At 70.7% G+C, this 26,709-nt stretch carries 24 protein-coding genes, 2 tRNA genes, 1 other RNA gene and 1 pseudogene; 10 read left to right on the forward strand and 18 right to left on the reverse strand.

The features are described from left to right. The first annotated feature begins 69 nt into the window (after positions 1 to 69). The 6 genes from WA640_RS25055 (at position 70) to WA640_RS25080 (ending at position 3,606) form a co-directional block, all read left to right on the forward strand. On the forward strand, positions 70 to 1,299 hold the full coding sequence (locus tag WA640_RS25055; RefSeq protein WP_335991505.1) for a metal-dependent hydrolase family protein: 1,230 nt from the start codon (positions 70 to 72) through the stop codon (positions 1,297 to 1,299). A gap of 74 nt (positions 1,300 to 1,373) precedes the next feature. After that, on the forward strand, positions 1,374 to 1,796 hold the full coding sequence (locus WA640_RS25060; RefSeq protein ID WP_335991508.1) for a YbaB/EbfC family nucleoid-associated protein: 423 nt from the start codon (positions 1,374 to 1,376) through the stop codon (positions 1,794 to 1,796). Continuing rightward, positions 1,796 to 2,125 carry a hypothetical protein gene (locus tag WA640_RS25065; RefSeq protein ID WP_335991509.1) on the forward strand — a complete coding sequence of 110 codons (330 nt, stop codon included), beginning with the start codon at positions 1,796 to 1,798 and terminating at the stop codon, positions 2,123 to 2,125. Before WA640_RS25060 ends, WA640_RS25065 begins: the two co-directional genes overlap by 1 nt. Next, positions 2,125 to 2,625, forward strand: a complete 501-nt coding sequence (locus WA640_RS25070) for a WXG100-like domain-containing protein (RefSeq protein ID WP_335991510.1) — start codon at positions 2,125 to 2,127, stop codon at positions 2,623 to 2,625. The genes WA640_RS25065 and WA640_RS25070 overlap by 1 nt, the downstream gene beginning before the upstream one ends. Position 2,626: 1 nt before the next feature. After that, positions 2,627 to 3,157 carry an EndoU domain-containing protein gene (locus WA640_RS25075; RefSeq protein ID WP_335991511.1) on the forward strand — a complete coding sequence of 177 codons (531 nt, stop codon included), beginning with the start codon at positions 2,627 to 2,629 and terminating at the stop codon, positions 3,155 to 3,157. Next, the gene (locus tag WA640_RS25080; protein ID WP_335991513.1) at positions 3,154 to 3,606 is read left to right on the forward strand and encodes a hypothetical protein; all 453 of its coding nucleotides are present in this window, start codon (positions 3,154 to 3,156) and stop codon (positions 3,604 to 3,606) included. The genes WA640_RS25075 and WA640_RS25080 overlap by 4 nt, the downstream gene beginning before the upstream one ends. Before the next feature lie 44 nt (positions 3,607 to 3,650). Here the strand turns inward: WA640_RS25080 and WA640_RS25085 are convergent, their stop codons facing one another. The 8 genes from WA640_RS25085 to WA640_RS25120 form a co-directional block, all read right to left on the reverse strand. Then, a complete protein-coding gene (locus tag WA640_RS25085; RefSeq protein WP_106363184.1) occupies positions 3,651 to 4,715 on the reverse strand; it encodes an ABC transporter ATP-binding protein in 1,065 nt (354 codons plus the stop codon). After that, positions 4,712 to 5,797, reverse strand: a complete 1,086-nt coding sequence (locus WA640_RS25090) for an ABC transporter ATP-binding protein (protein WP_219926616.1) — start codon at positions 5,795 to 5,797, stop codon at positions 4,712 to 4,714. Before WA640_RS25090 ends, WA640_RS25085 begins: the two co-directional genes overlap by 4 nt. Next, the gene (locus WA640_RS25095) at positions 5,797 to 6,759 is read right to left on the reverse strand and encodes an ABC transporter permease (RefSeq protein WP_335991516.1); all 963 of its coding nucleotides are present in this window, start codon (positions 6,757 to 6,759) and stop codon (positions 5,797 to 5,799) included. The genes WA640_RS25090 and WA640_RS25095 overlap by 1 nt, the downstream gene beginning before the upstream one ends. After that, the gene (locus WA640_RS25100) at positions 6,756 to 7,763 is read right to left on the reverse strand and encodes an ABC transporter permease (RefSeq protein ID WP_335991517.1); all 1,008 of its coding nucleotides are present in this window, start codon (positions 7,761 to 7,763) and stop codon (positions 6,756 to 6,758) included. The genes WA640_RS25095 and WA640_RS25100 overlap by 4 nt, the downstream gene beginning before the upstream one ends. A gap of 21 nt (positions 7,764 to 7,784) precedes the next feature. Beyond that, positions 7,785 to 9,527, reverse strand: a complete 1,743-nt coding sequence (locus WA640_RS25105) for an ABC transporter substrate-binding protein (RefSeq protein ID WP_335991519.1) — start codon at positions 9,525 to 9,527, stop codon at positions 7,785 to 7,787. 212 nt (positions 9,528 to 9,739) lie between these two features. Next, the gene (recR, locus tag WA640_RS25110) at positions 9,740 to 10,336 is read right to left on the reverse strand and encodes a recombination mediator RecR (RefSeq protein ID WP_106363180.1); all 597 of its coding nucleotides are present in this window, start codon (positions 10,334 to 10,336) and stop codon (positions 9,740 to 9,742) included. Between the two features lie 39 nt (positions 10,337 to 10,375). Continuing rightward, positions 10,376 to 10,702 carry a YbaB/EbfC family nucleoid-associated protein gene (locus tag WA640_RS25115; RefSeq protein ID WP_219926649.1) on the reverse strand — a complete coding sequence of 109 codons (327 nt, stop codon included), beginning with the start codon at positions 10,700 to 10,702 and terminating at the stop codon, positions 10,376 to 10,378. A 113-nt stretch (positions 10,703 to 10,815) separates the two neighbouring features. Next, on the reverse strand, positions 10,816 to 12,777 hold the full coding sequence (locus tag WA640_RS25120; protein ID WP_335991522.1) for a DNA polymerase III subunit gamma and tau: 1,962 nt from the start codon (positions 12,775 to 12,777) through the stop codon (positions 10,816 to 10,818). A gap of 319 nt (positions 12,778 to 13,096) precedes the next feature. Here WA640_RS25120 and WA640_RS25125 point away from each other — a divergent pair, with 319 nt between their 5' ends. Beyond that, the gene (locus WA640_RS25125) at positions 13,097 to 14,581 is read left to right on the forward strand and encodes an RICIN domain-containing protein (RefSeq protein WP_335991523.1); all 1,485 of its coding nucleotides are present in this window, start codon (positions 13,097 to 13,099) and stop codon (positions 14,579 to 14,581) included. Positions 14,582 to 14,673: 92 nt separating this feature from the next. Here WA640_RS25125 and WA640_RS25130 read toward each other — a convergent pair whose 3' ends face one another. From WA640_RS25130 to WA640_RS25145, 4 genes are all read right to left on the reverse strand, one after another. Continuing rightward, entirely contained in the window at positions 14,674 to 15,852 is a 1,179-nt protein-coding gene (locus WA640_RS25130; protein WP_442904827.1) for an ABC transporter permease, read from the reverse strand. Positions 15,853 to 15,966: 114 nt separating this feature from the next. Beyond that, on the reverse strand, positions 15,967 to 16,671 hold the full coding sequence (locus tag WA640_RS25135; protein ID WP_335991526.1) for an ABC transporter ATP-binding protein: 705 nt from the start codon (positions 16,669 to 16,671) through the stop codon (positions 15,967 to 15,969). Next, on the reverse strand, positions 16,668 to 17,750 hold the full coding sequence (locus WA640_RS25140; protein WP_335991527.1) for a peptidoglycan-binding domain-containing protein: 1,083 nt from the start codon (positions 17,748 to 17,750) through the stop codon (positions 16,668 to 16,670). Before WA640_RS25140 ends, WA640_RS25135 begins: the two co-directional genes overlap by 4 nt. Further along, positions 17,750 to 18,313: a hypothetical protein gene (locus WA640_RS25145; RefSeq protein ID WP_335991528.1), complete on the reverse strand. Its 564-nt coding sequence runs from the start codon at positions 18,311 to 18,313 to the stop codon at positions 17,750 to 17,752. Before WA640_RS25145 ends, WA640_RS25140 begins: the two co-directional genes overlap by 1 nt. A 143-nt stretch (positions 18,314 to 18,456) precedes the next feature. Between WA640_RS25145 and WA640_RS25150 the strand changes: the two genes are divergently transcribed. Further along, on the forward strand, positions 18,457 to 19,113 hold the full coding sequence (locus WA640_RS25150; protein ID WP_106363436.1) for a response regulator transcription factor: 657 nt from the start codon (positions 18,457 to 18,459) through the stop codon (positions 19,111 to 19,113). Next, the gene (locus WA640_RS25155; RefSeq protein WP_335991529.1) at positions 19,110 to 20,273 is read left to right on the forward strand and encodes a sensor histidine kinase; all 1,164 of its coding nucleotides are present in this window, start codon (positions 19,110 to 19,112) and stop codon (positions 20,271 to 20,273) included. The genes WA640_RS25150 and WA640_RS25155 overlap by 4 nt, the downstream gene beginning before the upstream one ends. A gap of 44 nt (positions 20,274 to 20,317) precedes the next feature. Here the strand turns inward: WA640_RS25155 and WA640_RS25160 are convergent. Both WA640_RS25160 and ffs read right to left on the reverse strand, forming a co-directional pair. Beyond that, a tRNA-Thr gene (locus WA640_RS25160) sits at positions 20,318 to 20,393 on the reverse strand. Then, positions 20,391 to 20,484, reverse strand: an RNA gene (ffs, locus tag WA640_RS25165) — signal recognition particle sRNA small type. The genes WA640_RS25160 and ffs overlap by 3 nt, the downstream gene beginning before the upstream one ends. A 125-nt stretch (positions 20,485 to 20,609) precedes the next feature. On the opposite strand from ffs, the gene WA640_RS25170 reads away from it, so the two are divergent. Continuing rightward, positions 20,610 to 20,697: transfer RNA gene (locus WA640_RS25170), tRNA-Ser, on the forward strand. Between the two features lie 201 nt (positions 20,698 to 20,898). On the opposite strand, the pseudogene WA640_RS25175 reads toward WA640_RS25170, so the two are convergent. The 4 genes and pseudogenes from WA640_RS25175 to amrB form a co-directional block, all read right to left on the reverse strand. Further along, a pseudogene (locus WA640_RS25175) lies at positions 20,899 to 23,409 on the reverse strand (ATP-dependent Clp protease ATP-binding subunit); the annotation flags it as partial. A 282-nt stretch (positions 23,410 to 23,691) separates the two neighbouring features. After that, positions 23,692 to 24,051, reverse strand: coding sequence for a histone-like nucleoid-structuring protein Lsr2 (locus WA640_RS25180; RefSeq protein ID WP_106363171.1), 360 nt, complete (start codon positions 24,049 to 24,051; stop codon positions 23,692 to 23,694). A gap of 265 nt (positions 24,052 to 24,316) precedes the next feature. Continuing rightward, positions 24,317 to 25,771, reverse strand: a complete 1,455-nt coding sequence (lysS, locus tag WA640_RS25185) for a lysine--tRNA ligase (RefSeq protein WP_442904828.1) — start codon at positions 25,769 to 25,771, stop codon at positions 24,317 to 24,319. Positions 25,772 to 25,888: 117 nt separating this feature from the next. Beyond that, positions 25,889 to 26,689, reverse strand: a complete 801-nt coding sequence (gene amrB, locus WA640_RS25190; RefSeq protein ID WP_335991533.1) for an AmmeMemoRadiSam system protein B — start codon at positions 26,687 to 26,689, stop codon at positions 25,889 to 25,891. Between the last annotated feature and the right edge of the window lie 20 nt (positions 26,690 to 26,709).

Below are 26,709 nucleotides of genomic sequence, written 5' to 3' on the forward strand. Positions count from 1 at the left end.
TACCGGTCGGTCCGGCATATTGGTAGCGTTCCTAGCCGAGCGGCTAGCCCTGATCGTGAGGAGACGCCGATGCCCGAGACCGTGCTCTTTGTGAACGCCGCCGTGCTCGACACCGCCGCGGGGGTGCTCGTGCCGGGGCAGCGGGTGCTGGTGCGGGACGGGGAGATCGCGGCTGTCGGGGCCGATGTCGAGGCGGCCGACGCGAAGACGGTGGACCTGGGCGGGAAGACGCTCATGCCGGGGCTGATCGACTGCCACGTGCACGTCAACGCCCACACCGCGGACCTGTCGGGGCTCGGCGACGAGTCGCCCGCCTATGTCGCCGTCAAGGCCGCGATCGAGCTGCGGGAGATGCTCCACCGCGGGTTCACGACGGTGCGCGACCCCGGCGGGGCCGACTTCGGCATCCACGACGCCGTCGCCGAGGGCCTTATCGACGGGCCGCGGATCTTCTTCGGCGGCAAGGCGCTCTCGCAGACCGGCGGGCACGTGGACATGCGCCCGCGCGGGCGCTCGGTGAGCGACGACCACCAGTGCTGCCCGGGCCTGGGGCTCGTGTGCGACGGCGTCGACGGCGTGCGCAAGGCCGCCCGCGAGCAGCTGCGCACCGGCGCGCACCACGTCAAGATCATGCTGTCGGGCGGCGTCGCCTCCCCCACCGACCGGATCGACTCGACGCAGTTCTCCCTCGACGAGATCCGCGCGATCGTCGAGGAGGCGCAGGCCGCCAACCGCTACGTCGCCGGGCACGCCTACACCGCGCGGGCCATCAACCGCGGCCTGGAGGCGGGCGTGCGGTCCATCGAGCACGGCAACCTCCTCGACGAGTCCAGTGTGGAGCTGTTCCTGGAGCACGACGCGTTCCTGGTGCCCACCTTGGTGACCTACCGGCGCATGTCGATCGAAGGCGCCGAATACGGGCTGTCCCAAGCGAACCTCGCCAAGAACGAGCTCGTCCTCGACGCCGGGCTCCGGGCCCTCGAACTCGCGCACAACGCGGGCGTCAACCTCTGCTACGGCTCGGACCTCCTGGGCGGCATGCGCAGGCACCAGCTCGACGAGTTCACGATCCGCGGCGCGGTCGTCCCCGCCGCCGACGTCATCCGCTCCGCCACCGTCACCGCCGCCCGGCTCCTCGGCGAAGAGGACCGCATTGGCCGCATCGTCCCCGGCGCCCGAGCCGACCTCCTCGTGGTCGACGGCGACCCCCTCGCGGACCTCGCCGTGCTCACCGACCCCGAGGCGCACCTGAAGCTGGTCATGCAGGGCGGCAAGGTGAAAGCGGGCGCGCTCGACTAGCGGCGGACCCCACGGGTTGCAGCCGCTTGCTAACTTCAATGGGCTCCGAACACTCCGGAAAACCAGGGAGCCCCTTGAACACTGAATCGAACGGCATCGCCGACGCGCTCGCGAAGGCGATGCAGGTCGTCAACGACGGGAAGCAGGCGCAAGAGGCGGCCGGGAACCAGACCGTCGAAGTCGAAGCGGCCGAAGGCATGATCCGCGTCTCCGCGACCCTCGCGGGCAAGGTCAAGGTCGACCTCGTCGACCCCCGCGCGGTGCGCCTCAGCAAGGAGTACCTGAGCGAGGAGATCACCAACGGCGTCAACGCCGCCCTCGACGCGGCCCGCGAGCAGGCCGGCATGCCCGGCGCGGTCGACCTCGCCGCCCTGTCGGAGAAGGTCGAGGAGATCCAGCAGCAGTCGGTGCGCCAGCTCGGCTCGTTCATGAACTCGCTCGCCGAGTCCCACACCAAGATCGTCCAGACCGCCGCCCAGGCGAAGGGCCTCGACTGATGGCGGGCCTCCAGATCGACCCTGAAGGCCTCGACAGCGCCGGACAGGCCATCGAGGCCGTCGCCGAGAGCTTCTTCGCCGCGGTGAACTCGTTCTCCTCCAGCATCGAAGGCGTCACCGAGGCCTGCGGCAGCGACGAGATCGGCGGCCTCATCCAGCAGGCCCACACCGAGGTCTTCGAATGGGCCAAGGAGTGCTTCGAGGAGGCGGCCCAAGAGCTCGCCGACGCCGGATTCGACGTGCGCGACTTCGCGAAGCAGCACCTCGACAACGACGACGCCATCGCGCAGATCTTCACGCAGTTCTCTTCGGAGATGGGAGGCTCCTGATGGGGATGACCCTGCCGTCCGAGCTCGTCAGCGTACTCGGCGTCCTCGGATACGACTGGCCGCAGTCGGACGAGGAGCACCTCATGAACTTCGGCCAGTCCTGGATGAACTTCAGCGGCGACCTCGGCAACGTCGGCGCCGAAGCCGCCGCCGCCTCCGCCAGCGCCAGCGCCTGGGCCGACCAGGTCGGCCAGGACATCGACGCGTTCAAGACCTGGTGGGAGGGCGAGGACAGCCCCCGCAAGGTCATCGAGGACGGCGCGATCGGCGCCATGATCGCCGGCGTCGGGCTCATGATCTGCGCGATCATCGTCCTGTGCCTGAAGATCATGGTGATCGTCCAGCTCATCATCCTCGCGGTCCAGATCGCCATCGCCATCGCCGAGGCCGCCGTCACCTTCGGCGCCTCCCTCCTCCAGATCCCGATCTTCCAGCAGCTCGCCCGCACCGTCGTCGGCAACCTGATCCAGGAAGCCGTCTTCAAGCTCCTGGAGGCGTGACATGGCGAAGGGCAAAGGCGGTGGGAAGCTGGTCCGCGCCGCACTCCAGTTCCTCAAGAAGCAGCGCAAACGCGCGGGCAGTCGCAACCGGATGTCGGGCGAGCGGCTCGACCACCAGCAGCGCGGCGGCATCACCTTCAGCAAGAAGGACCAGAAACTCACGATGACGGGGTACCACCACCGCCCCGGCGGCGTCGACCACGCCGGGCGGCGGACGACCGACATCGGCGACCACTGGGACAACGGCGTGTACTCGGGCAAGGTGGAGATCAAGAACCCGAGCCCGCCTCCGCCGTGGGTGCCGAAGCTGACGACGGACGGCAAGAGCACCTTCTTCCCCGACAACTGGAGCGCTGAGCGGATCGACAACGCGACCTCCGACGCATTCCGGAACAGCACGTCTCGCAACCCCGCCAAAGGGACCTGGGAGGGCTACTCGGACGGCGTCTGGATCCAGGGCCGATATGATCCTGCGACCGGGAACATCGGGCACGGGTTCCCGTCGGGCAACCAGCAGACTGGAAGGCCATGAGCATTCACATCAACGATCAAGGCAGTCTTGAGATCTCCGACGACATCGACGACACGCTGGGGACCTTCCTGTTCTTGGACTTGGGGGCCGACCCGTACAAGTGCCTCGTCGCGCTCTATCACGTCGCTCAGATCACGCAGGGGCGGTCGGGGAGGCAGGTCGTCGGCGGGGAGTCAGTGACGGTGGAGGTCACGCCGGAGCTGGCGGTGCTGGAGGATCATTTCGCGCCTGAGCGGAGCAAGAGCATTCCGTTCGCGGACTTCAAGAACGCGGTCGAGGAGCTGTGGGTGGTGGCGTACCGCGCGAACAACGAGGGGCGCCCGAGCCGGGTGTACCGGCCGGATCTGACTCCCGCGCAGGGGGATCTGGTCTTGTGGGAGGAGACGTTCGGTCAGCGGCATCCGTACCGGGGCCGGATCGAGGGGATCCCCGCCACCGGGCCCGAGTAGCGCGAAGGCGCGGACCGCAGTTGCGGTCCGCGCCTTGCTTCTTGTCACAGGTCGAAGTGGCAGGCGACCTTGTGGCCGCTGGCGGCTTCGCGCCATTCGGGTTCCTGTTCGGCGCAGATGTCCTGGGCCCAGGGGCAGCGGGTGCGGAAGCGGCAGCCCGAGGGCGGGTTGGCCGGGGAGGGGAGGTCGCCCTTGAGGATGATGCGCTCGCGGGTGGCCTCCTTCTCGGGGTCCGGCTGGGGGACTGCGGAGAGCAGGGCCTTGGTGTACGGGTGGCGGGGGTGCTCGTAGATCGACTCGGAGTCGGCCTCCTCGACGAGCTTGCCGAGGTACATGACGCCGACGCGGTCCGAGAGGTGCCGGACCACGGCGAGGTCGTGGGCGATCACCAGGTAGGTGAGGCCGAACTCGCCCTGGAGCTCGTCGAGCAGGTTCATGACCTGGGCCTGGATCGAGACGTCGAGCGCGGAGACCGGCTCGTCGCAGACGATCAGGTCGGGCCGGAGCATGAGGGCCCGGGCGATGCCGAGGCGCTGGCGCTGGCCGCCCGAGAACTCGTGCGGGAAGCGCTCCAGCACGGTCTTGGGCAGGCCGACCGCGTCGAGGGTCTCGACGGCGAGCTTGCGGCGCTCCTCCTTCGAGCCGACGCCGTGGACCTTGAGCGGCTCCGACAGGAGCATGTCCACGTTGTGGCGCGGGTTGAGGGAGCCGAGCGGGTCCTGGAAGACCATCTGCATGCGGGAGCGGAACTTCCGCAGCCGCTCGCCCTTGAGGGACGTCACCTCGTCGTCGCCGAGGCGCACGCGCCCGCCCGTGGGCTCCTCCAGGCGCAGCACGGCCCGCCCGAAGGTGGTCTTGCCGCAGCCGGACTCGCCCACCAGGCCGTACGTGCCGCCCTGGGCCACTTGGAGGCTCACGCCGTCGACCGCGCGGACGTGGCCGACGGTGCGCTCCACGACCACGCCGCGGCGGATCGGGAAGTGGACCTTCAGGTCCTCGACCTCCAGCAGCGCCGGGTCGGCGGAGGCGGCGGGAAGCTCCGGCTCCGCGGTCCGCTGCACCGGCACCTGCGGCGACTCGTCTTGCAGTGCATGGTCTTCGGTGCTCATGCGACCTCCTCGGCCATGACGCAGCGGTGGGCGTGCGCGGACCCGACGAGCGCGGGCTCGCCCGCGACGCACGCGTCGGCGACGCGGTCGCAGCGGGGCGCGAACGCGCAGCCGTCCTTCCAGCGGATGACGTCGGCGATCGAGCCGCGGATCGGCGTCAGCGGCTCGTGCAGCGGCAGGTCCAGGCGCGGGATCGACCCGAGCAGCCCCACCGTGTACGGGTGCGTGGGCCGCGCGAACAGCTCGCGCACCGGCGCCGACTCGACCACGCGCCCCGAGTAGAGCACGTTCACCTCGTCGCACATGCCCGCCACGACCCCGAGGTCGTGCGTGATCATGAGCAGCGCGGTGCCCTCGTGGTCGACGAGGTCCTTGAGCAGCTCCAGGATCTGCGCCTGGATCGTGACGTCGAGCGCGGTCGTCGGCTCGTCGGCGATCAGGAGGCGCGGGGCGCACGCGACGGCGATCGCGATGAGCACGCGCTGGCGCATGCCGCCCGAGAGCTGGTGCGGGTACTCCTTGAGGCGGCGCACCGGGTCGGGGATGCCGACGCGGTCGAGGAGGCTCGCGGCCTCCTTGTTCGCCTTGTCGCCCTTGAGGCCCCGGTGCCGTTCGAGGACCTCGGTGATCTGCCGTCCGATGGGGACGACCGGGTTGAGGCTCGACAGGGGGTCCTGGAAGACCATGGCGAGGTCCTTGCCGCGGCGGCGGCGCATCGCGGCGGGCGGGAGCGACAGCAGGTCGGTGCCGTCGAAGACGGCCCGGCCGCTGACGTCCGCGCCGCCGCCCCTGCGGCGCCCGCCCCCGGCCGGGACGGCCTGGGGCGCGGCCACGGCGGCCTTCACCGAGCCGCCCGCGACCTCTTCGGCCGCGGCCTGGACCGGCTGGTCCCCCTTGCGGCCCTTCGCGGCCCGGCCGCGCGGGAGGAGGCCCATGACGGCGAGGCTGGTGACGGACTTGCCGCACCCGGACTCGCCGACGAGGCCGACGATCTTCCCCTGCTCCACGGCGAAGGAGACGCCGTCGACGGCGGTGGACGCGCCGAACGCGACCCGCAGGTCCTCTACTTCGAGCAGTGCCACTACTCCTGCCTCCTCAGCCTCGGGTCGAGCGATTCGCGCATGGCCTCGCCGAGGAGGGTGAACCCGAGCGCGGTCACGATGATGGCGACCGCCGGGTAGATGGCGAGCTGCGGCGCCCCTGAGAGGAACCGCTGCGCGTCGGCGAGCATGGTGCCCCATTCGGCGCTGCCGGGGTCGGGGTTGCCCAGACCCAGGTACGACAGGGCCGCGGCCTCGATGATCGCGGTCGCGAGCACCAGGGTCGCCTGGACGATGACGGGCCCGAGCGAGTTGGGCAGGATGTGCGAGACCACGATCCGTCCCTTGGGGACGCCCAGGGAGACCGCGGCGAGCACGTAGTCCGAGTGCGCCTGCGCCAGCATCGATCCGCGCAGCAGCCGCGCGAAGATCGGGATCTGCGCGACCCCGACGGCGACCATGACGGTGCTCAGCGACGGGCCCAGGAGGGCCGCGACGCTCAAGGCGAGCAGGAGCATCGGGATGGCGAGGGCGACGTCGACGGTGCGCATGAGGACGGCCTCGACGCGCTCGCCCCAGCGGCCCCCGAAGGTGCCCGCGGCGGCGGCCACGCCGCCGATGACGGCGCCCGCGACGAAGCCGATGAGCGTCGCCACGACGCCCACCAGGAGCGTCTGGCGGGCCCCGACGATCATGCGGGAGAACATGTCCCGGCCCAGGTGGTCCAGGCCGAACCAGTTCTCGGCGCGCGGCCCGGGGAAGATGTTCCGGTTGAGGAACACCTCGCGGCCCCACGTCTGCGCGGTCGGGTCGTACGGCGCGATCCACGGCCCGAGGATCGCCACGACGACGAACAGGCCGACGATGACGGCGCCCGTGACGGCCATCGGGGAGCGCCGGAGCCTGCGGTACGACTGGCGCAGCAGCGAACCGGTCTGCGCCTCGCGGGCGGAGACGCTCGCCTCGATGAGGCGGTCGAGCTTCTCGATCTTCGCGATGGTCATGACCGCACCCGCACTCTCGGGTCGAGGAGCCCGTACGACAGGTCCACGATCAGGTTGATGGCGACGTAGAACATGGCGATCACCAGAATGAAGCCCATGAGCGCCGGGTAGTCGCGCTCGGTCGTCGCCTGGTACACGAAGGACCCGATGCCGCCGAAGGAGAACACCGACTCGGTGAGCACGGCGCCCGCGAACAGGCTGCCCAGGAGCAGGCCGATGATCGTGGCGATCGGGAGCATCGCGTTGCGCATGACGTGGCGGCCGCGGATCACGGAGGGCTTGAGGCCCTTGGCGTCCGCGGTGCGCACGTAGTCCTCGCCGACGACGTCGAGGACGCTGGCGCGGGTGATGCGCACGATGACCGCGAGCGGGATCGACGAGAGCGCGATCGCGGGCAGCACCAGGTGCAGCACCGCGTCCCAGGCGATGTCGAACTCGCCGGTGATCAGCCCGTCGAGCACGCGCAGGCCCGTGATTTCCGTGTAGTCGGCCCCGGCGGAGAGCCGGAACGTCGTGGGCAGCCACCCGAGCTCCTGCGCGAACACCACTTTCAGCATGGCGGCGAGGAAGAAGATCGGGATGCACGTGCCCAGGAGGGACCCGGAGACGGCGGTGAAGTCCAGCCACGTCCCGCGGCGCCGGGCCGCGAGGTAGCCGAGCGGAATGCCCACGCCGACGGCGATGATCATCGCGGCGAGGGACAGTTCGATGGTGGCGGGCAGCCGGTCGGCGAGCTCCGTGGCGACGGGCCGCCCGCTCGACAGCGAACTGCCGAAGTCGAAGCGGACGACCCGTCCGAGGAAGTCCCCGTACTGCACCCAGATGGGCTCGTCGAGCCCGAGGGCGGCCCGCAGCGCCTCCCGCTGCTGGTCCGTGGCGTTCTCGGGGAGCAGCCGGTTCTCGGGTCCGCCCGGGAGGGCCTTGAACCACGCGAACAGCAGCAGCGAGAGTCCCAAGAGGGCCACGGCCAGTTGCAGGAGGCGCTTGACGGTGTAGCGCAGCATGTTGTGCTAGCTGGGTTTCAGTTACGAGCCGGTGGTGAAGTAGACCTGCGCGAAGTTCTCCTGCGTCAGCGGGGAGACGTCCGGCGGGTACACGTTGGCGGCGAAGGCGATCGACGGCGGCGAGGACGACAGCGGCAGGCCCGGGAGCTCCTCCATCACGGCCTCGTTGGCGGCCTTCCACAGGTCGACGCGGGTCGCCTCGTCGGGCTCGGTGTTGGCGGCCGCGATCGAGTCGAAGACCTCCTGGTTGTCGAAGCCCCACTCGGTGGACTCGGCGGCGAACCAGGTGCCGAGGAAGTTGTACGGGTCGCTGAAGTCGCCGGTCCAGCCGAGCAGGTACAGCGGGCACTCGCCGGAGCGGGTGGTCGGGATGTACTCGACCCACGTGATCGGGCGGGCCTCGACGGTGACGCCGGCCGCTTCGAGGTCGGAGGCGATCATGTCGAAGATGTCCTTCGGCGCGGGCATGTACGGGCGCGACACGTCGGTCGGGTAGCAGAACGTCAGCGTCAGGTCCTCCTGGCCGGCCTCGGCGAGCAGGTCCTTGGCCTTGTCGACGTCGTAGTCGTACGTCTTGACGTCCTCGGAGTAGCCCTCCAGGCTCGGCGGGATGAACTGCGTGGCGACCAGGCCGCCCGGCGGGAGCACGTTGTTGACGATGCGCTCGCGGTCGACGGCGTAGGACAGCGCCTCGCGGACCGCGTGGTCCTCAAGGGGCGCCTGGCCCTGCGTGTACGCGAGGTACAGCAGGTTGAACACGCCGCGGACGGGGACCTGGAAGCCCGCGTCGATGAGCGGCTGCACGTCGGCGGGGGCGGCGAGGTCGTAGCCCTGGATGTCGCCGGCTTCGAGGGCCTGGCGGCGGGCGGTCTCGTCGGAGATGGTGCGGAAGATCAGGGTCTTGACCTTCGCGGCGTCGCCCCAGTAGTTCTCGTTGCGCGTCAGGGTCACCTGCTGCTCGCCGTGGTCCCACTCGGTGAGGACGTACGGGCCGGTGCCCGCGAGGGTCCCGGCGGTCTGCGAGTACTCCGGCAGCGGCGAGTCGGCGGCGGGCAGCTCGACGTCGGCGATCGCCTCAAGGGAGGCGGGGCTGATGATCGAGAAGGAGCTGAGCGAGAACGCGCCCGGGAAGCTGGAGGTGTACTTGCTGAGCGAGATCGTCGCGTCCAGCCCGTCGGCCTCGCAGCCCTGGTAGATCGACTCGGCCTCGATGCCCATGGCCGGGTCGTTCTCGGTGAAGCCGCCGAAGATCGCGGAGTAGTAGTAGGTGAAGTTCGGGGACTGGAAGCCGCCCTTGAAGTTCGCCCAGCGCTCGAAGTTGGTGCAGACCGCGGCGCCGTCGAGGGCGGTGCCGTCGGAGAAGGTCACGCCTTCACGCAGGTGGAAGGTCCACTCGGTGCCCTCCGGGTTCTGGTCCCACGACTCGGCGAGGCCCGGCACGTTGTCGGTGCAGTCGGTGTCGACGAGGGTCTCGTAGATCTGGCGCGTGACGCGGAAGGTCTCGCCGTCGGAGGCGAGGACCGGGTCCATGCTGGTCGGGTCGCCCGGGGAGCCGAAGACGAACGGCTGCGACTCGTTGGCGGCGGTGTCCGCCTCGGGGGTCCCGTCCGTGCGCTCGGGGCAGGAGAAGTCGAAGTCCTCGGCGGACTCGGCGTCGCCGCCGTCGTCGCCGTCGGAGCCGCAGGCGGCGAGGATGCCCACTGCCATCGCGGCGCTCGCCGCGGCGGCCAGGACGCGCCTGACTGGGGTTGGGGACGTGCGCATAGGTTGTCTCACCCGTCGGTCGTTGGGTATTCGGAGGTACCTGACAGACTAGAACACGGTGAGTTACACCACTGTTAAGCGTTATGTGATCGTGACCGTTCCGCGGGCTATTGTTACCGAATCCGGATCAACCATGCACAAGCGAAAAACGTTGTACCACAACGCGTTTCAAAACGGTGCAAGCGCGGCGCGGAACGGCGCGGGCGGTCCACTCAGTCCATGGTCCGGCGGCCCGAGAAGGCCCGCCCGAGGGTCACTTCGTCGGCGTACTCCAGGTCGCCGCCCACGGGCAGACCGCTGGCCAGCCGCGTCACCTTGAGCCCCATGGGCTTCAGCAGCATCGCCAGGTACGTGGCGGTGGCCTCGCCCTCGGTGTTCGGGTCGGTGGCGATGATGAGCTCGGTGGTCTCGCCTGCCTGGAGCCGCACCATGAGCTGGCGGATGCGCAGGTCGTCGGGGCCGATGCCCTCCAAGGGGTTGATCGCCCCGCCGAGCACGTGGTACCGGCCGCGGAACTCGCCGGTCCGCTCGATGGCGAGCACGTCCTTCGGCTCCTCGACGACGCAGATGAGCGCCTCCGAGCGGCGCGGGTCGCGGCAGATGCCGCACTGCTCGCCTTCGGTGACGTTGCCGCACGTCTCGCAGAACCGGACCTGGGCCTTCACCCGCTCCAGCGCCGAGGTGAGCCGCTCGACGTCCGCGCTCTCCGACGCCAGCAGGTGGAAGGCCAGCCGCTGCGCACTCTTCGGGCCGATCCCGGGCAGCTGCCCGAGCTCTTCGATGAGGTCGCCCAAAGCCCCGTCGTACAAGGAATCTCCTCCGTGGTTCCGCGTGTGGATGGGGACGGGCTACATGCCCGGGAGGCCCATGCCGCCGAGGGCGTCGCCGAGCGGGCCCATCTTCTCGGCGGCGAGGCGCTTGGCGTTGTCGTTCGCGGCCTGGACGGCGGCGATGATGAGGTCTTCGAGGGTCTCGACGTCCTCGGGGTCGACCGCCTGCGGGTCGATCTTGACGGCCTTGAGCTCGCCGTCGCCGGTGACGGTGGCGGTGACGAGCCCGCCGCCCGCCGCGGCGCTGACCTCGGTCTCGGCCAGTTCTGCCTGGGCCTTCAGCATGTCGGTCTGCATCTGCTGCGCCTGCTGGAGCAGCTTCTGCATGTCTCCGCCCGGGAACATGTCCATGTTTCGTCCTCGCCTTCGGTCTTCCGGTTCCTTGGTCTGGCGGCAAGCCTAGCCGCAGTGGGCGACGCTGGCGGGGCGCGCACGCCCGGCCGTGCCCCGGAACCGGGTCAGCGGGCGATCTGCTTGGCGCCGAACGCCGTGGTGATGAGCTTGATCGCCTGCTCCTCACTGGTGCCGAACCCGCCCGGGGCGACCGGGTCGTCGGGGCTGGGCTCGTCGTAGTCGTCCGGCGGGGGCTCCTCGACGGCTTCGGCGGCGGGCGCGGCGGCCTGGCGGCCGGGGGCCGCGGCGGGCCGCGACGCGGGCGCGGCCGCTCTAGGCGCCGGGGCCGGCGCCGCTCCCGCCGGGGCTTTTGGGAGGGTCCCCGCCTCCCCCACTTCGCATCGGATCTTCCAGGTGCCGCCGAGGACCTCGCCGAGGACGCCCACGACGATGCCGTAGGCGGGCTCCTTCTGGAGGTTCTCGGCGTGGAACGCGTGCTTGAACGCGAGCACCAGTTCGCCGTCGCCCGCGTCGGCGATGGTGGCGTCCTGGAGGAGCGCGGCGGTGGTGCGCTTGCGGTCCTTGACGGCCATCATGATGCGGTCCCACTGACGGCGCACGGACGCGGCCGACGTGCCGCCTCCGGCGGGCTCGGGCGCGGGCTCGTAGACGGGGGCCGGCTCGGGCTCGGACCACTCCTCGGCCGGGGGTTCCGGCGCGGGCGCGGCGGTGGCGGGTTCGGGCGCTTTCTCCTGCGGCGCTTCGGTTTCCTCCCACGGCGGGACCGCGGTCTTCGGTTCGGCGGCGGGAGCCGGGGCGGGCGCTTCGGCGGGCTTCGCAAGCGCGGACCGGACCGCGGCGGGGCCGGTCTCGGCGGGCGCGGCGACCGGGGCCGCGGCGGGCCGCGCGGGGGCGGCGAGGGCCGCTCCGGCGGCGCGCTGCTCCAGGGTTTCGAGGCGCTGCATGAGCCCGGCCATCGACTCGTCGGAGCCGGGGAGGATCGCGCGCACGCAGGCGAGTTCGAGGAGCAGGCGCGGCGCGGTGGCGCCGCGCATCCCCGCGAGCCCGGCGGCGACGACCTCGGCCATGCGCGCGAGCGTCGAGGTGCCCATGCGGGTGGCCTGGCTGGTCATCTTGGCGAGCTGGTCGGCGGGGGCGTCGACGAGGCCGTTCGCGCCCGCGTCGGGGACCTGCGTGAGGACGATGAGGTCGCGGAGGCGTTCGAGGAGGTCTCCGGCGAAGCGGCGCGGGTCGTGGCCGCCTTCGACGACGCGCTCGACCACTTCCATGACGGCCGCGCCGTCGGCGGCGGCGAACGCCTCGCACATCTCGTCGAGGAGCCCGGCGTCGGTGACCCCGAGGAGCCCGGCGGCCCGCTCGTAGGTGACCCCTTCGGGCCCGGCCCCGGCGATGAGCTGGTCGAGGACCGAGAGCGTGTCGCGCGCGGAGCCGCCCCCGGCGCGGACCACGAGCGGGAGCACGTCGTCGGCGACGACCGCCCCCTCCTCGTCGCAGAGCTTGCGGCACAGCTCGCGCATCGCGGGCGGCGGGATCAGCCGGAAGGGGTAGTGGTGCGTGCGGGAGCGGATGGTCGGGAGGACCTTGTCCGGCTCGGTGGTGGCGAAGATGAAGAGGACGTAGTCCGGCGGCTCCTCGACGAGCTTGAGCAGCGCGTTGAAACCGGCGGCGGTGACCATGTGCGCTTCGTCGATGATGTAGATCTTGAAGCGGGAGTCCACGGGCGCGAAGACGGCGCGTTCGCGCAGCTCGCGGGCGTCGTCCACGCCGCCGTGGCTGGCGGCGTCGATCTCGATCACGTCGACCGAGCCGTGCCCGTCGGCGGCCAGCGCGCGGCAGGAGCGGCACTCGCCGCAGGGCTCGGGGGTGGGGCCCTGGGCGCAGTTGAGGGAGCGGGCGAGGATGCGGGCGGAGGAGGTCTTGCCGCAGCCGCGGGGGCCGGAGAAGAGGTAGGCGTGGTTGAGGCGTCCGGCGCGGATGGCGTTGATGAGGGGTTCGGTGACGTGCTCCTGGCCGACCACTTCCGCGAAGGTCTGCGGCCGGTATTTGCGGTAGAGCGCGAGTGCCACGTCGTCCTCCTGTTGCCGTTCGCCCCACACGCCGGTTCGCGGCGCGCCTGAAGCCAGGGTACGGCCTGGGTCCGACGTTCTGCGGCTGACCGGGGGTCTTGGTGCGGCGGGCACAGTGCGGGGCGGGAAGAAGGGGAGGTGCGGCGAAGCCGCTCGGGTTCGGGGAGAGGCGAGCGCAGTGAGCCGGAGGGCGGGGCGACGGGTGCGGGCGGGTTGTGTGGGATTTCGGCGGTTTGAGGGGTGGCTCGGATCGGATGAAAGCGATATCCTCTTAAAACCACAAGACATTTAAACGTTTCAATGTAAAGGAGCTCCCCCCTTGCGCACTCCCGCTCCGACCCGCCGCGCGCGGCTCGCCCGGTGGCTGGCCGCCGCCGTCGTGGCCGTCTGCACCGCGGCCGGGTTCACCGCCCTCGGCTCGGCTCCGGCCGCCGCCGTGGAGACCGGTACCTGGTACCGGATCGTCAACGACTTCTCCGGCCTCGCCGTCAGCATCCAGGACGGCTCTACGGCGACCGGCGCGGCCGCCGTGCTCGCCGCGCAGTCCTCGGCCACCAGCCAGCAGTTCCGATTCGTCGACTCCGGCAGCGGCTACTACCGGATCCAGGCCCGGCACTCGAATCAGGTACTCGACGTCTACGCCAAGTCCACCGAGAACGGCGCGGACCTCGTGCAGTGGACCGACAACAACGGCACGAACCAGCAGTGGCAGGTGAACACCCAGTCCGACGGCTCCGTCGAACTCGTGAACCGCAACTCCGGCAAGGCCCTCGACAACTGGGAGTGGGCCACGAGCGCCGGCTCGCGCGTCTCCCAGTACGACCGGAACAACCTCGAATCCCAGCACTGGAAGCTCGTCCCCGTGGCCGCCGCCGGGAACGGCGCGGTCAACGACCCGAACCTCCAGTACTACGGGCGCTGGAACACCGCCGACGCGTCGTTCTACACGATGGGCTGGGCGGGCGGCTACGTCGAGGCGGCCTTCACCGGCTCCTCGATCGGCGTGAAGCTGCGGAACACGATCGACATGTACTACTCGGTCGACGGCGGCGCCGAGACCTGGATGCGGGCCGTCTCCGGGAACGTCACGATCCGGACCGGGCTCTCCTCGGGGACCCACACGATCCGCATCGGCTTCCGCGAGAAGGCCGGGTCGTACACCGGCGACCCGGCGTTCGGCGGGCTCATCCTCGCCTCCGGCGGCGCGACCAGCGCGATCGGCCGCCCGGCGAACTTCGTGGAGTTCATCGGCGACTCCATCACCGTGGGCCAGCCGAACGGGGACCGGCCGTTCACGGCCTACCCGTACCTGGTGGGCGACAACCTGAACGCGGGCCACACGCAGGTCGCGCAGGGCGGCGCGTGCCTGGTCAGCACCTCCGACGGGTGCTGGGGGATGATGGACTGGTTCCGCCGCACCTCCATGGCGTCCACTTCAGACGACTGGAACTTCTCGCGGTACCAGGCCACGGCCGTGGTGATCAACCTGGGCACCAACGACGTCGGGCACGGGGTCTCGACGACCACCTTCCAGGCCAACTACATCACCATGCTGGAGCGGGTGCGCCAGGCCTACCCGAACGCGCACATCTTCGCCATGGAGACGTTCCGGAACCGGTACAGCCCCGAGACGCAGAACGCCGTCAACGCGAGGGTCAGCGCCGGCGACTCCAAGGTCCACTTCGTCGACACGACCGGGTGGCTGCCCGACGCGGGCGACCTGGTCGACTCGGTCCACCCGAGCGACGCGGGACACCTGAAGATCGCCAACCGCCTGACGCCGATCATCGACCAGTACATCTGACCCCGGATGAGCGGTGCCCGCCCTGGTCGGGGCGGGCACCGCTCATCCACTCGGGACGAATCCTATAGGATATACGATATAGGATATAGGGTTTATTGCGCCGTAAGGGCCTCAGTCGGCGAGAGCCGCGAGGCCCGCACCGCCGGGTACAGCCCCGCGACCGCGCCGATGAACAGCGTCGCGGCCACGCCGCCGACGCTCGCCCAGTACGGGACGACCGTCGGCCACTCCCGCACCGCCGCGAACACCGCGGTCACCGCCGTCCCCAGCAGCACCCCGCCGACGCCGCCGAGGGCGCTCAGCAGCAGCGACTCCGCGAGGAACTGGACGCGGATCTGCCCCTTCGTGGCGCCGAGGGACCGGCGCAGGCCGATCTCGCTGCGCCGCTCCAGGACCGAGATGACCATCGTGTTCGCGACGCCGACGCCGCCGACGAGCAGCGCCACGCCGCCCAGGCCCAGCAGCATCCCCGTGAACGCCGTGTCGACGGCGTTCTTCGCGGCGAGCGCGTCGGAGGGCCGCGACACCGAGGTCTCGTCGGGCGCTTCGGGGTTCGCGGTCGCCGCGAGGACGCCCGCCACCTCCTCCACGTACTGCTCCTCGGCGCGGGTGTACACCGTGGTGGGGTGCCCGTCGAAGCCGAGGTAGGTCGCGGCGGCGTCCCAGCCGACGAGGACCGCGAGGTCCAGTTCCGAGGCGAGCGCGACGGGTTCGAGGATGCCGACCACGGTGAACCACTGCCCGCCGATGTACACCTCGACGCCGTCGCCGACCGAGGTGATGCCGAGCTGCTCGGCGGCGGCAGAGCCGAGGACCACCGTCGGGTACTGCGCGGTGGCCGCGTTGAGCCACACGCCGTCCGCGAGCTCCGCGCCGACCGTGTCGAACAGGTCGAGCTCGGCGGCCTTCACGGTCATGCCGCCGGACTGGCCCTCGGGGATGTGGTCGGAGCGGTAGACGTTCGCGTCCGAGACGTTCCCTGTCGCCGCGACGGCGTAGACCGGCTCGATGCGGGCGACCATCGCGGTCGCCTCGTACGGCAGGACGCCTTCCTCGCCAGAGAGCATCGAGGTGCCCGGTTCGACCCTGAGCAGGTTCGTGCCGAGTTCGGCGAGCTGCCGGTCGAGTTCGGCGCGGCTCGACGAGGAGATCCCGACGACCGCGATCATCGCCGCGATGCCGATCGCGATGCCCAGGGCCGACAACCACGCCCGCAGGGGCCTGGTCCGCAGGCCGGTCGCGCCGACGCGGAGGACGTCCCCGGTGTGCATCCGCGCGGGCCGCAGGACCTTCGCCGACGGCGGCGGCTCGGCGGCGGGCGGCGCGGGCGGAGGCGGGCTCCCGGGCGGCCCTCCGGGGCCGGTTCCCGTTGTCGCCGTTGCCATTCAGACCACCTCTCCGTCGCGCATCGCGACCTGCCGGGGCAGCGAGCGGGCGATGTCCTGGTCGTGGGTGATGACCACGACCGTGGTGCCGGCCTCGTGCAGTTCGTGCAGGAGCGCCATCACGCCCGCCCCGGAGACGGAGTCGAGGTTCCCCGTGGGCTCGTCGGCGAGGAGGACCGCGGGGCCGCCGACGATCGCGCGCGCCACGGCGACCCGCTGCCGCTCGCCGCCGGACAGCTCGTTCGGGAGGTGGTCGAGGCGGTGGCCGAGCCCGACCCGCTCCAGCGCCTCCGCGGCGCGGGCGCGCCGGTCGGGGCCGCGCCGGCCCGAATAGAGGAGCCCGTCGGCGACGTTGTCGAGCACCTGCTGCCCCACGGCGAGGTGGAACTGCTGGAACACGAACCCGATCCTGGTGGCCCGCAGCGCCGAGAGCTGCTTGTCGCGCAGCGACGCCACGTCGAACCCGTCGATGCGCACCGACCCCTCGCTGGGCCGGTCGAGCGTGCCGATGAGGTGGAGCATCGTCGACTTGCCCGAACCCGACGGGCCGACGATCGCGCACATCTCCCCGGCCTCGATCCGCAGGGACACGCCGCGCAGGGCCCGGACCCCGCCGGGGTAGGTCTTCGAGACCCCGTCGAGCTCGACGACCGGCCGGGGCCGCGTGTGCGGCTGCGCCGCTTCGGCTTCCGCGACCACGGTCATGAGGGCACCACCACGGACTGGCCCGCTTCCAGGCCCTCGCCGCTGACCTCGACGTACCCGTCCGCGAACAGGCCGGTGTCGACCGCGACGATCTCGGTGGTGTCGCCGTTCACGACCTCGACGCCGTAGCCGCCTTCGGCGAGGCCGAGAAGTGCCTCCACGGGGACGGTGAGCACGTCGGCGGCGCTGTCGCCCGCGAAGCCCACATCGACGGACGCCTGGTCGAGCGCGTCGAACACGGCCGCGTCGTCGGCGGCCACGGTCACTTCGAGGTACGTGACGTCCTCGGTCTCGCCGCCCTGGCCGGTGTCCTCCGAAACCGCGGTCTCGGAGTCGGTGACGGTCCCGGTGGCCTCGGTCCCGTCCGGAAGGGTGATGGTGACCGGGTCGCCGACGACCACCAGCTCCTGGTCGTCGAGCTCGACCTCGACGGTGACGACCTTGTCGAGGCCCGTGTAGGTGAACACGGTCCCCTGGGCCATCGCGCCGAGCTGCGGGTCGACGGTGTCGACGCGGATCTGGTCGGGCGCGAAGACGACCCGGCCGAGGTCCACGCGGCCGGTCTCCTCGATGCCGAGGTCCTCCTGCCACGCCTCGACGGCGTCGGCGGTCGCGTCGGTGAACTCGTCGTCGACGGTGAAGCCGTCGTAGCCGAGCTTTTCGAGGTTCTTCTCCAGCTGCTCCACGTCGGCGCCCTCGGCGCCGACCGCGAGGGCCCGGTAGGCCGGGAGCGAGCCGTACATGAGGGCCACCGGCTGGTCGTCCACGGAGTAGAGCACGTCGCCGCGCCCGAGCACGTCGCCCGCGGACGGCAGCCCGGTGAGCGTGCCGTTGAGCAGGCACGCCATGTCGAGCGCGTCGCCGTAGCCGAGGTCCCCGGAGACCGAGACGGTCTCGGTGAGGGTCTGCACGGCGACCTCGGCGGTCGCCGGGGTCTCCTGGGTCGCCTCGGCCTCCGACTCCTCGAAGAAGGTGCGGGGGTCGAAGCCGAGCGCGGCGGCCACGGCGCCCGCCGCGGCCAGCGCGATCGCGGCGCCCGCGACGGCCTTGCCCGCGCGGCCCTTGCGTCGGCGCGCCATCACTCGTCACCGCTGTTCGTCGAGCCGCCGGGGCCTTCGGGACGCAGGTCGGCGCAGGCGGCCTCGGCGTCCTGGAACTCCTGGCTCTGCGGGTCGAAGCCCATGTCGGGGCTCACCATGATGCCGCCGCCCGGCTCGGGGTCCGGGAAGTTCTCGACGCCGTTCTCGCGCATGCACTCCGAGTACTCGACGAGCTTCTCGTAGATCTCGGGGTCGATCGTCGCGTTCTCGTCGGGGCCGGGCTGCATGTCCTCGCAGGCCGCTTCCGCGTCCTTGAACTCCTGGCTCTCGGGGTCGATGCCCTCGGGCAGGCCGAGGCTGACGCCGCCCTCGCCCTGCTGCTCGGGGTCGGGGAACTCGGGGACGCCGTTGTCGCGCATGCACTGCGAGTACGCGAGGGCTTCTTCGAAGCCGCTCAGGTCCTCGTCCCCGCCTCCGTCGTCGGCGGACTCGGTGGCGTCGCCGTCCGCGGAGGCCACGCCCCCGTCGTCGGCGTCGTCGCCGCAGGCCGCCGCCGTCAGGGCGGTCAGGCACAGGAGGAGTGCGATGAGGTATCGCCGCATGATGCTGCCTTTCGTGTGTCGTTGGCGCGGCCGGGGGCGGGAGGCACCCCGGCCGCGCAGTCAGTACACCGGCCGGGGCGTTGCGCGGCCGTAATCCGGAACGGCAATGCCGCGGCAACACCGGAAGCGCCAAGATGGGAGGCATGAGGATCCTGGTGGTGGAGGACGAGCCCCTCCTGGCCGACGCGGTCGCCGAATGGCTCCGCGGCGACGCGCACGCCGTCGACGTCGCCGCGGACGGCGGCGCGGCCCTGGAGCGGTTCGGCGTCAACGAGTACGACGTCGTGGTCCTCGACCGGGACCTGCCCGTCGTCCACGGCGACCAGGTGTGCCGCGAGATCGCCGCCGCCGGGGGCGACACGCGGGTCCTCATGCTCACGGCCGCATCCGACATCGACGACCGCGTCGCCGGTCTGTCCCTCGGCGCCGACGACTACCTGCCGAAGCCGTTCGCGTTCCGCGAGCTCGCCGCCCGGGTGGCGGCCCTGGGCCGGCGCACCCGCCGCGCCGCGCCGCCGGTCCTGGAGCGCGCTGGAATCAGCCTGGACGTGCACCTCCACCAGGTGTTCCGCGACGGCCGGTACGTTCCGTTGTCCCGCAAGGAGTTCGCGGTCCTCGCCGAGCTGCTGCGCGCCGACGGCGCGCCCGTCTCCGCCGAGCAGCTCCTAGAGAAGGCGTGGGACGAGCACACCGACCCGTTCACGCAGGCCGTGCGCATGACGATCCTGAAGCTGCGCCGCAAGCTTGGGGACCCGCCGGTGGTCCTCACCGAACCCGGAGTGGGGTACCGCATCCGATGAGACTCACCCTCCGCGCCCGCCTCACCCTCGTCTACGGCGGGCTGTTCCTCGTCGGCGGGATCCTCCTGCTGGTCCTGACCCACAGTCTCATCCGCGACAGCCTCCCCGACGAGGCCGAGGCGAACTCCACGTTCACCGGGACCATGTCGGGCGAGGAGATCCCGACCCCCGAGCCCGGCCAGGACCCGAAGGTCTACGGCGAGCAGCTGCGCTTCGTCATCACCGGGGAGGTCTGGAAGAACGCGCTCGACGCGCTCGTCAGGCAGGGCGGTATCGCGCTCGCCCTCGTCTCGGTGGGCACGATCGCGCTCGGCTGGCTGGTGGCCGGGCGGATGCTCCGGCCGCTCCAGCGCGTCACCGACACCGCGGCCCGCATCGCCGAGGCTCCCGCCGCAGGCCAGGGCCTTCACGAGCGCATCCGCCTCGAAGGGCCGCAGGACGAGCTGCGCGAGCTCGCCGAGACGTTCAACCGGATGCTGGAGCGCCTCGACCACTCCTTCGACGGCCAGCGCTCCTTCATCTCCAACGCCTCCCACGAACTGCGCACGCCCCTGACGGTGACCCGCGCGCTCCTGGAGGTCGCCGTGCACCGCAAGGGGGCTTCTGCGGACGTGCAGCAGCTCGGCGAGACCCTCCTCGAAGTGAACGCCCGCCACGAGCGCCTCATCGAGGGCCTGCTCCTGCTCATGCGCTCCGACCGCGAGCTCGGCGAGCGCTCCTACCTCGACCTCGCCGACATCGCCGCCCACGTCGCGGCCCAGACCCCCGCCCCCGGCGTCGCGGTCACCGCCGACTGCGCCGAGGCGCCCGCCCGCGGCGAGCCGGTCCTGCTGGAGCGCATGGTCCAGAACCTCGTCGAGAACGCGGTCCGCTACAACCTCCCCGAGGACGGCTGGGTCACCGTGACCACCCGCACGGAGGACGGCCGCTCGGTCGTCGAGGTCGCCAACTCCGGGCCCGTCGTCCCGGCCTTCGAGGTCCCCGGCCTCTTCACCCCGTTCCGCCGCCTCGGCACCGAGCGCCTCGCCACCGCCTCCAAGGGCGCGGGCCTGGGCCTCTCGATCGTCCGCGCGGTCGCCGAGGCCCACGGCGGCGAGGCCGCTGCGAAGGCGGGGACGGAAGGCGGCCTGGTGGTCACGGTGTCGCTCCCGGCCGCCTAGTGGAGACGCGAAAAAGGCCCCGGCGTTCGCCGGGGCCTTTCCGTTGGAGCCGCCTGTCGGAATCGAACCGACGACCTATTCATTACGAGTGAATCGCTCTGCCGACTGAGCTAAGGCGGCGGGGTCTCCCACACACCCGCCAGAGCCCGCTTATCCTTGCTGCCTTCCGGCCCTGGGGAGGTTCACAAGATGACGCCGCGTGGGAGACGGGCGAAAGTCTACCGCACGCCTCCCGCCCCGCCGAACCCGGAGCGCCCGCCGCGGTCCCGATGCAACGCAGGTCACCTCGATCAACCCGGTTGGAGGCCGCTCCCGGCGTCGGGTAAGGTACTCCGCGGAGGATTCGCATAGTGGCCTAGTGCGCACGCTTGGAAAGCGTGTTGAGTGAAAGCTCTCAGGGGTTCGAATCCCCTATCCTCCGCCACACGGCCGGGTTTCCGAACCCGGCTTTTTTCATGCCCACTGGAGACGCGAAACGGGGCGGGACCTTGCGGTCCCGCCCCGTTCTCACTGCCTCAGACGCTTAGCCCGCGCCCTCGCCGGCCATGCCGCCGCGCGGGCCCGCTCCGGGGCTCTTGGGCGGCAGGGTGCCGGTTCCGGCGCCGGGGCTCTTCGGGGCGCGCTCGCCGGCCAGTTCGGCCGGAGGCGTGTCCGGGATGCCCGCGGGCTTGTCGGCGCCCCTGAAGGTCAGGTTCGTCTTCTCGATGTCCTTCGGGTCGCCGTCGACGTCGACGATGACGATCTGGCCGGGCACGAACTCGTTGAAGAGGATCTTCTCCGAGAGCGTGTCCTCGATCTCGCGCTGGATCGTCCGGCGCAGCGGCCGCGCGCCGAGCACCGGGTCGTAGCCCTTGTGCCCGAGGTACAGCTTCGCGTTGTCGGTCAGCTCCAGGGCCATGTCGCGGTTCGCGAGCTGGTCCTCGATGCGCTTCACCATCAGGTCGACGATCGAGACGATCGCCTCCTGCGTGTGCTTCGGGAACACGATCGTGTCGTCGATGCGGTTCAGGAACTCGGGGCGGAAGTGGTTCTTCAGCTCCTCGTTGACCTTCTCCTTCATCCGCTCGTAGTCGCCGCCCTCGGACGAGTCCGCCTGGAAGCCCAGCGACACGGCCTTGCCGACGTCCCTCGTGCCGAGGTTCGTGGTCAGGATCAGCACCGTGTTCTTGAAGTCGACGATGCGGCCCTGGCCGTCGGTCAGGCGGCCGTCCTCCAGGATCTGGAGGAGCGTGTTGAACACGTCCGGGTGGGCCTTCTCGATCTCGTCGAACAGGACCACCGAGAACGGCTTGCGGCGCACCTTCTCGGTGAGCTGCCCGCCCTCGTCGTACCCGACGTACCCGGGAGGCGCACCGACCAGGCGCGACACCGTGTACCGGTCGTGGAACTCGGACATGTCGAGCTGGATGAGCGCGTCCTCGGAGCCGAACAGGAACTCCGCGAGCGCCTTCGCCAGCTCGGTCTTGCCGACGCCCGAAGGGCCGGCGAAGATGAACGAGCCGGACGGGCGCTTGGGGTCCTTGAGCCCGGCGCGGGTGCGGCGGATCGCCTTCGAGACGGCCTTGACGGCGTCCTCCTGGCCGATGATCCGCTTGTGGAGCTCCTCCTCCATCTTGAGCAGGCGGGAGGTCTCCTCCTCGGTCAGCTTGTAGACCGGGATGCCCGTCCAGTTCGCGAGGACCTCGGAGATCATCTCCTCGTCGACCTCGGTGACCTGGTCAAGGTCGCCGGCCTTCCACTCCTGCTCGCGCTTGGCGCGCTTCTCGTGCAGGCGCTTCTCGGTGTCGCGCAGGCGCGCGGCGGCCTCGAAGTCCTGCGCGTCGATCGCGGACTCCTTCTGGCGGCGGGTCTCGGCGATCTCCTCGTCGATCTCGCGGAGGTCCGGCGGCGCGGTCATCCGGCGGATGCGCATGCGCGCGCCCGCCTCGTCGATGAGGTCGATCGCCTTGTCCGGCAGGAACCGGTCGGAGATGTAGCGGTCGGCGAGCGTCGCGGCCTGCACCAGGGCGCCGTCCGTGATGGACACGCGGTGGTGCGCCTCGTAGCGGTCGCGCAGGCCCTTGAGGATCTCGATGGTGTGCGCGAGCGACGGCTCGGCCACCTGGATCGGCTGGAAGCGGCGCTCCAGGGCCGCGTCCTTCTCAAGGTACTTGCGGTACTCGTCGAGCGTGGTCGCGCCGATGGTCTGGAGCTCGCCGCGGGCGAGCATCGGCTTGAGGATCGAGGCCGCGTCGATCGCGCCCTCGGCGGCCCCCGCACCGACGAGCGTGTGGATCTCGTCGATGAACAGGATGATGTCGCCGCGGGTCTTGATCTCCTTGAGGACCTTCTTCAGCCGCTCCTCGAAGTCGCCGCGGTACCGCGACCCGGCGACGAGCGCGCCGAGGTCGAGCGTGTACAGCTGCTTGTCCTTGAGGGTCTCGGGGACCTCGCCCTTGGTGATCGCCTGCGCGAGGCCCTCGACGGCGGCGGTCTTGCCGACGCCGGGCTCGCCGATGAGCACCGGGTTGTTCTTGGTGCGCCGCGACAGGACCTGCATGACGCGCTCGATCTCGCGCTGGCGCCCGATGACCGGGTCCAGCTTGCCGTCGCGCGCGGCCTGCGTCAGGTTGCGGCCGAACTGGTCCAGCACGAGCGACCCGGACTGCTGCGACTCCTGGGAGGTGCCGCCGGCGGTCGCGCCCGCGGGCTCCTTGCCCTGGTAGCCGGAGAGCAGCTGGAGGACCTGCTGGCGGACCCGGTTGAGGTCCGCGCCGAGCTTGATGAGGACCTGGGCGGCGACGCCCTCGCCCTCGCGGATCAGGCCCAGCAGGATGTGCTCCGTGCCGATGTAGTTGTGGCCCAGCTGGAGCGCTTCGCGCAGGCTCAGCTCCAGGACCTTCTTCGCCCGGGGGGTGAAGGGGATGTGCCCGGAGGGGGCCTGCTGCCCCTGTCCGATGATCTCCTCGACCTGCTGGCGCACGCCTTCCAGGGAGATCCCCAGGCTCTCCAGGGCCTTCGCCGCCACGCCCTCGCCCTCGTGGATGAGGCCGAGCAGGATGTGCTCCGTGCCGATGTAGTTGTGGTTGAGCATCCTGGCCTCTTCTTGAGCCAGGACGACCACGCGTCGGGCACGGTCCGTAAACCGTTCAAACATGCGCTTCTGCTCCTCGCGTCCGCCGCTACTTCGTCGTCGTTACTGGTCGTGGCTTGCAAAACCCTGTGGGTACACCTTATCCCCCGGGTCCGCGGACGGCGGGTGCCACGTGGGTGACAACAAGCGTGCACCCTAAGCCATTCCCCGTGATAACAGGTTCGCTCTGAGCGCAATACCCGCCGGGCCGGGTCCCAATCAATGGGGAGGCCGCACCGTTCCGGTACATGAGAAAACGCCCGCTTCCAGAGCAGGAAGCGGGCGGTGCGTTCGGGCGCCGGACTACTAGTTGTGCGCGGCGTTGTATTCCTCGACGATGGCCTGCGGAATGCGGCCGCGGGGCGACACGTTCTTGCCGGAGCGGGAGGCCCACTCGCGGATGGCCTTGTTCTGCTCGCGGTCCACGGACTGGCGGCGCGGGGCCGAGACGGCGCCGCGGACCGGCCCGCGCGGGGAACCGAGCGTGTAGCGGCCCAGTCGGGTGCCCGCCTCCTGGAATTTCTCCAGTGCGTCGCGCAGTTCTTTCGCGTGCGACGCCGACAGGTCGATCTCGTAGGCCTGCCCGTCGATGGCGAATTTGACCGTCTCCTCAGCGGTGCTGCCGTCGATATCGTCGATCAGGATGACCTGTGTCTTCTTCGCCATGGCAAATTCCCCTCGGACCCGGCCCAACAGTGCCTTTTGCTCTTACTAGTGCCAGAGCATATACGAGTCCCTAAGAGAAAGGAAAGAGGGTGGAGCGAAAGATTTGTGAATGGATCGCTACCGCGCCGCTCGCGGCGTGGCAAACCGCTCGGCAAACATCATCCGGAAATGGGCCGTCGGGGTGGGCAGAAAGGGACCGCATCGGATTGTCCGCAGTCGGCCGCGCAAGCGGCGCCGCGGGTCCCGATGCGGTCCCTTTGCTTTGCTATTCGGGTTTCACCAGCGGGAAGAGGATCGTCTCGCGGATGCCGAGTCCGGTGAGCGCCATAAGGAGCCGGTCGATTCCCATGCCCATGCCGCACAGCGGCGGCATCCCGTACTCCATCGCCCGCAGGAAGTCCTCGTCGACGCCCATGGCCTCGTCGTCGCCCTTCGCGGCCTGCCTGGCCTGGGCCTCCATGCGCTCGCGCTGGATCACCGGGTCGATCAGCTCGGAATAGCCGGTCGCCAGCTCGAAGCCGCGCACGTACAGGTCCCATTTCTCGGTGAGGCCCGGAGTGGTGCGGTGGCCGCGCACGAGCGGGGACGTCTCCTCGGGGTAGTCGAGGACGAACGTGGGCGCGTGCAGGCCGTCGACGACGAGGTGCTCGAACAATTCCTCGGCGAGTTTCCCGGGTCCCCACTTCGGGTCGACGCCGAGTCCGACTTTGTCCGCGTACGCGACGAGGACGTCGTAGGGCGTGTCCACGGTCACGGTTTCTCCGAGCGCTTCGGAAAGGGACCCGAAGAGCGTGATCTCGGCCCACTCGCCGCCGAGGTCGTACTCCGAGCCGTCCGCGAGAACGACGGTCTCGGACCCGAACACCGATCGCGCCGCGCCTTGAATGAGCGACTTCGTGAGCGCCCCGATCGTGCGGTAGTCGCCGTACGAGCGATAGGCCTCCAGCATCGCGAACTCCGGCGAATGCGACGAGTCGGCGCCCTCGTTCCGGAAGTTGCGGTTGATCTCGAATACGCGGTCGATGCCGCCGACGACGCACCTTTTCAGATAGAGCTCCGGCGCGATCCGCAGGTACAGGTCGATGTCGTACGCGTTCATGTGCGTCACGAACGGCCGCGCGGTCGCCCCGCCCGGCTGGACCTGCATCATCGGGGTCTCGACCTCGATGAACGACTCCGCGTCGAGCTGGTCGCGCAGCGACTTGACGACCCGGGCCCGGTTGCGCACGGTGTCGCGGGCCTCGGGCCGCACGATGAGGTCGACGTAGCGCTGGCGCACCCGCGTCTCCTCAGCGAGCGCCTTGTGCGCCACGGGAAGCGGGCGCAGGGCCTTGCCGGTGATCTGGAACGAGTCGGCCATGACCGACAGCTCGCCGCGCTTGGACGAGACGACCTCGCCGGTGACGCCGATGTGGTCGCCGATGTCGGCGAGGCGCTTCCATTCGGCGAGGGCCTCCTCGCCGACCTTCCCCTGGGAGAGCATCACCTGGAACTCGGTCCCGTCGCCGTCGCGCAGCCGCGCGAAGGCGAGCTTCCCGGCCAGGCGCACGAAGATCACCCGTCCGGTGGTGGAGACGGTGACTCCCGAGGACTCGCCGTCGGCCAGCCCGCCGAACAGCTCGCGGAGCTCCGCGAGCGAGTGGGTGCGCGGGTAGCCGAGCGCGTACGGCTCCTTGCCTTCCGCGAGGAGGGCGGCGCGCTTCTCGCGCCGGATCTTCATCTGCTCGGGAAGGTCGTCGCCAGTCTCAGTGCTGTCTTGCTCGTGCTCGGTCACGTCTTACAGGGTAAACGCCGCCCTTCGCGGCGGTCGTGCGAGTTTCGCCCCCGCGAGCGCAGGTCACAGCCCGGGGCGCTCGATCGCGAACGCCGGGTAGCCGACGACCCGGTCGGGCGAGCCGGCCGCGTCCGCGGAGGTCGCCAGCGCGAGCTGGCGGGGGCGCCGGCCCGTGGCGTCGGCCCAGGCGAGCGTGCCGCGCAGGGCGAACACGCCGCACGCGTGCTGGGGGGCGATCTCGCGGGGCCGCAGGCTCTTGATGGCTTCGGCGGTGGCGGCGTCGATGCGCTGGGCCGTGGCGAGGTCGTGGTAGTGCGACAGGTCGGTGGAGCAGATGAGGACGGCGTCCTCCCCGGCCTCCTCCAGGAGCGCGGCGATGATCCGCGCGGTGTCGGGGGTCTGGCTCATGCCGCAGGCGACGGGCGTGACCTCGATGTCGTCGCCGAGAGCGACCTGGAGGAACGGCAGCTGCACTTCGAGCGAGTGCTCGGCCTCGTGCGGGAGGCGCGAGGAGCCGACGGCGTTCGTGGCGGCGGCGCGGACCTCCCCGAGCGGGGTCCGCCACGCGGTGTACGGCGCGGCGGCGGTGCCGCGCAGCGGGTAGTGGTGGGACGGTCCGACGAGGACCACGCGCTTGACGCGGCCGCGGTGGGCGGCGAGGCGCGCGTACGCCTGGGCCGCGACGGGCCCGGAGTAGCGGTATCCGGCGTGGGGCACGATGTAGGCGGCCGCGAGCGGTTCGCTCACGGGCCCTGCCGCGTCGATGAGGCGCTGGACGTCGCGGCGGAGCAGCCCGGGGTCGGCCGGGTAGAAGCGTCCGGCGACGGCCGGGGGCCGCACGGTTTCGGATTTCGTCGAAGGCATCGCAGGTCTTCCGGTGGTGG

This window comes from Glycomyces sp. MUSA5-2, from assembly GCF_037034145.1.
Taxonomy (GTDB): domain Bacteria; phylum Actinomycetota; class Actinomycetes; order Mycobacteriales; family Micromonosporaceae; genus Glycomyces; species Glycomyces artemisiae.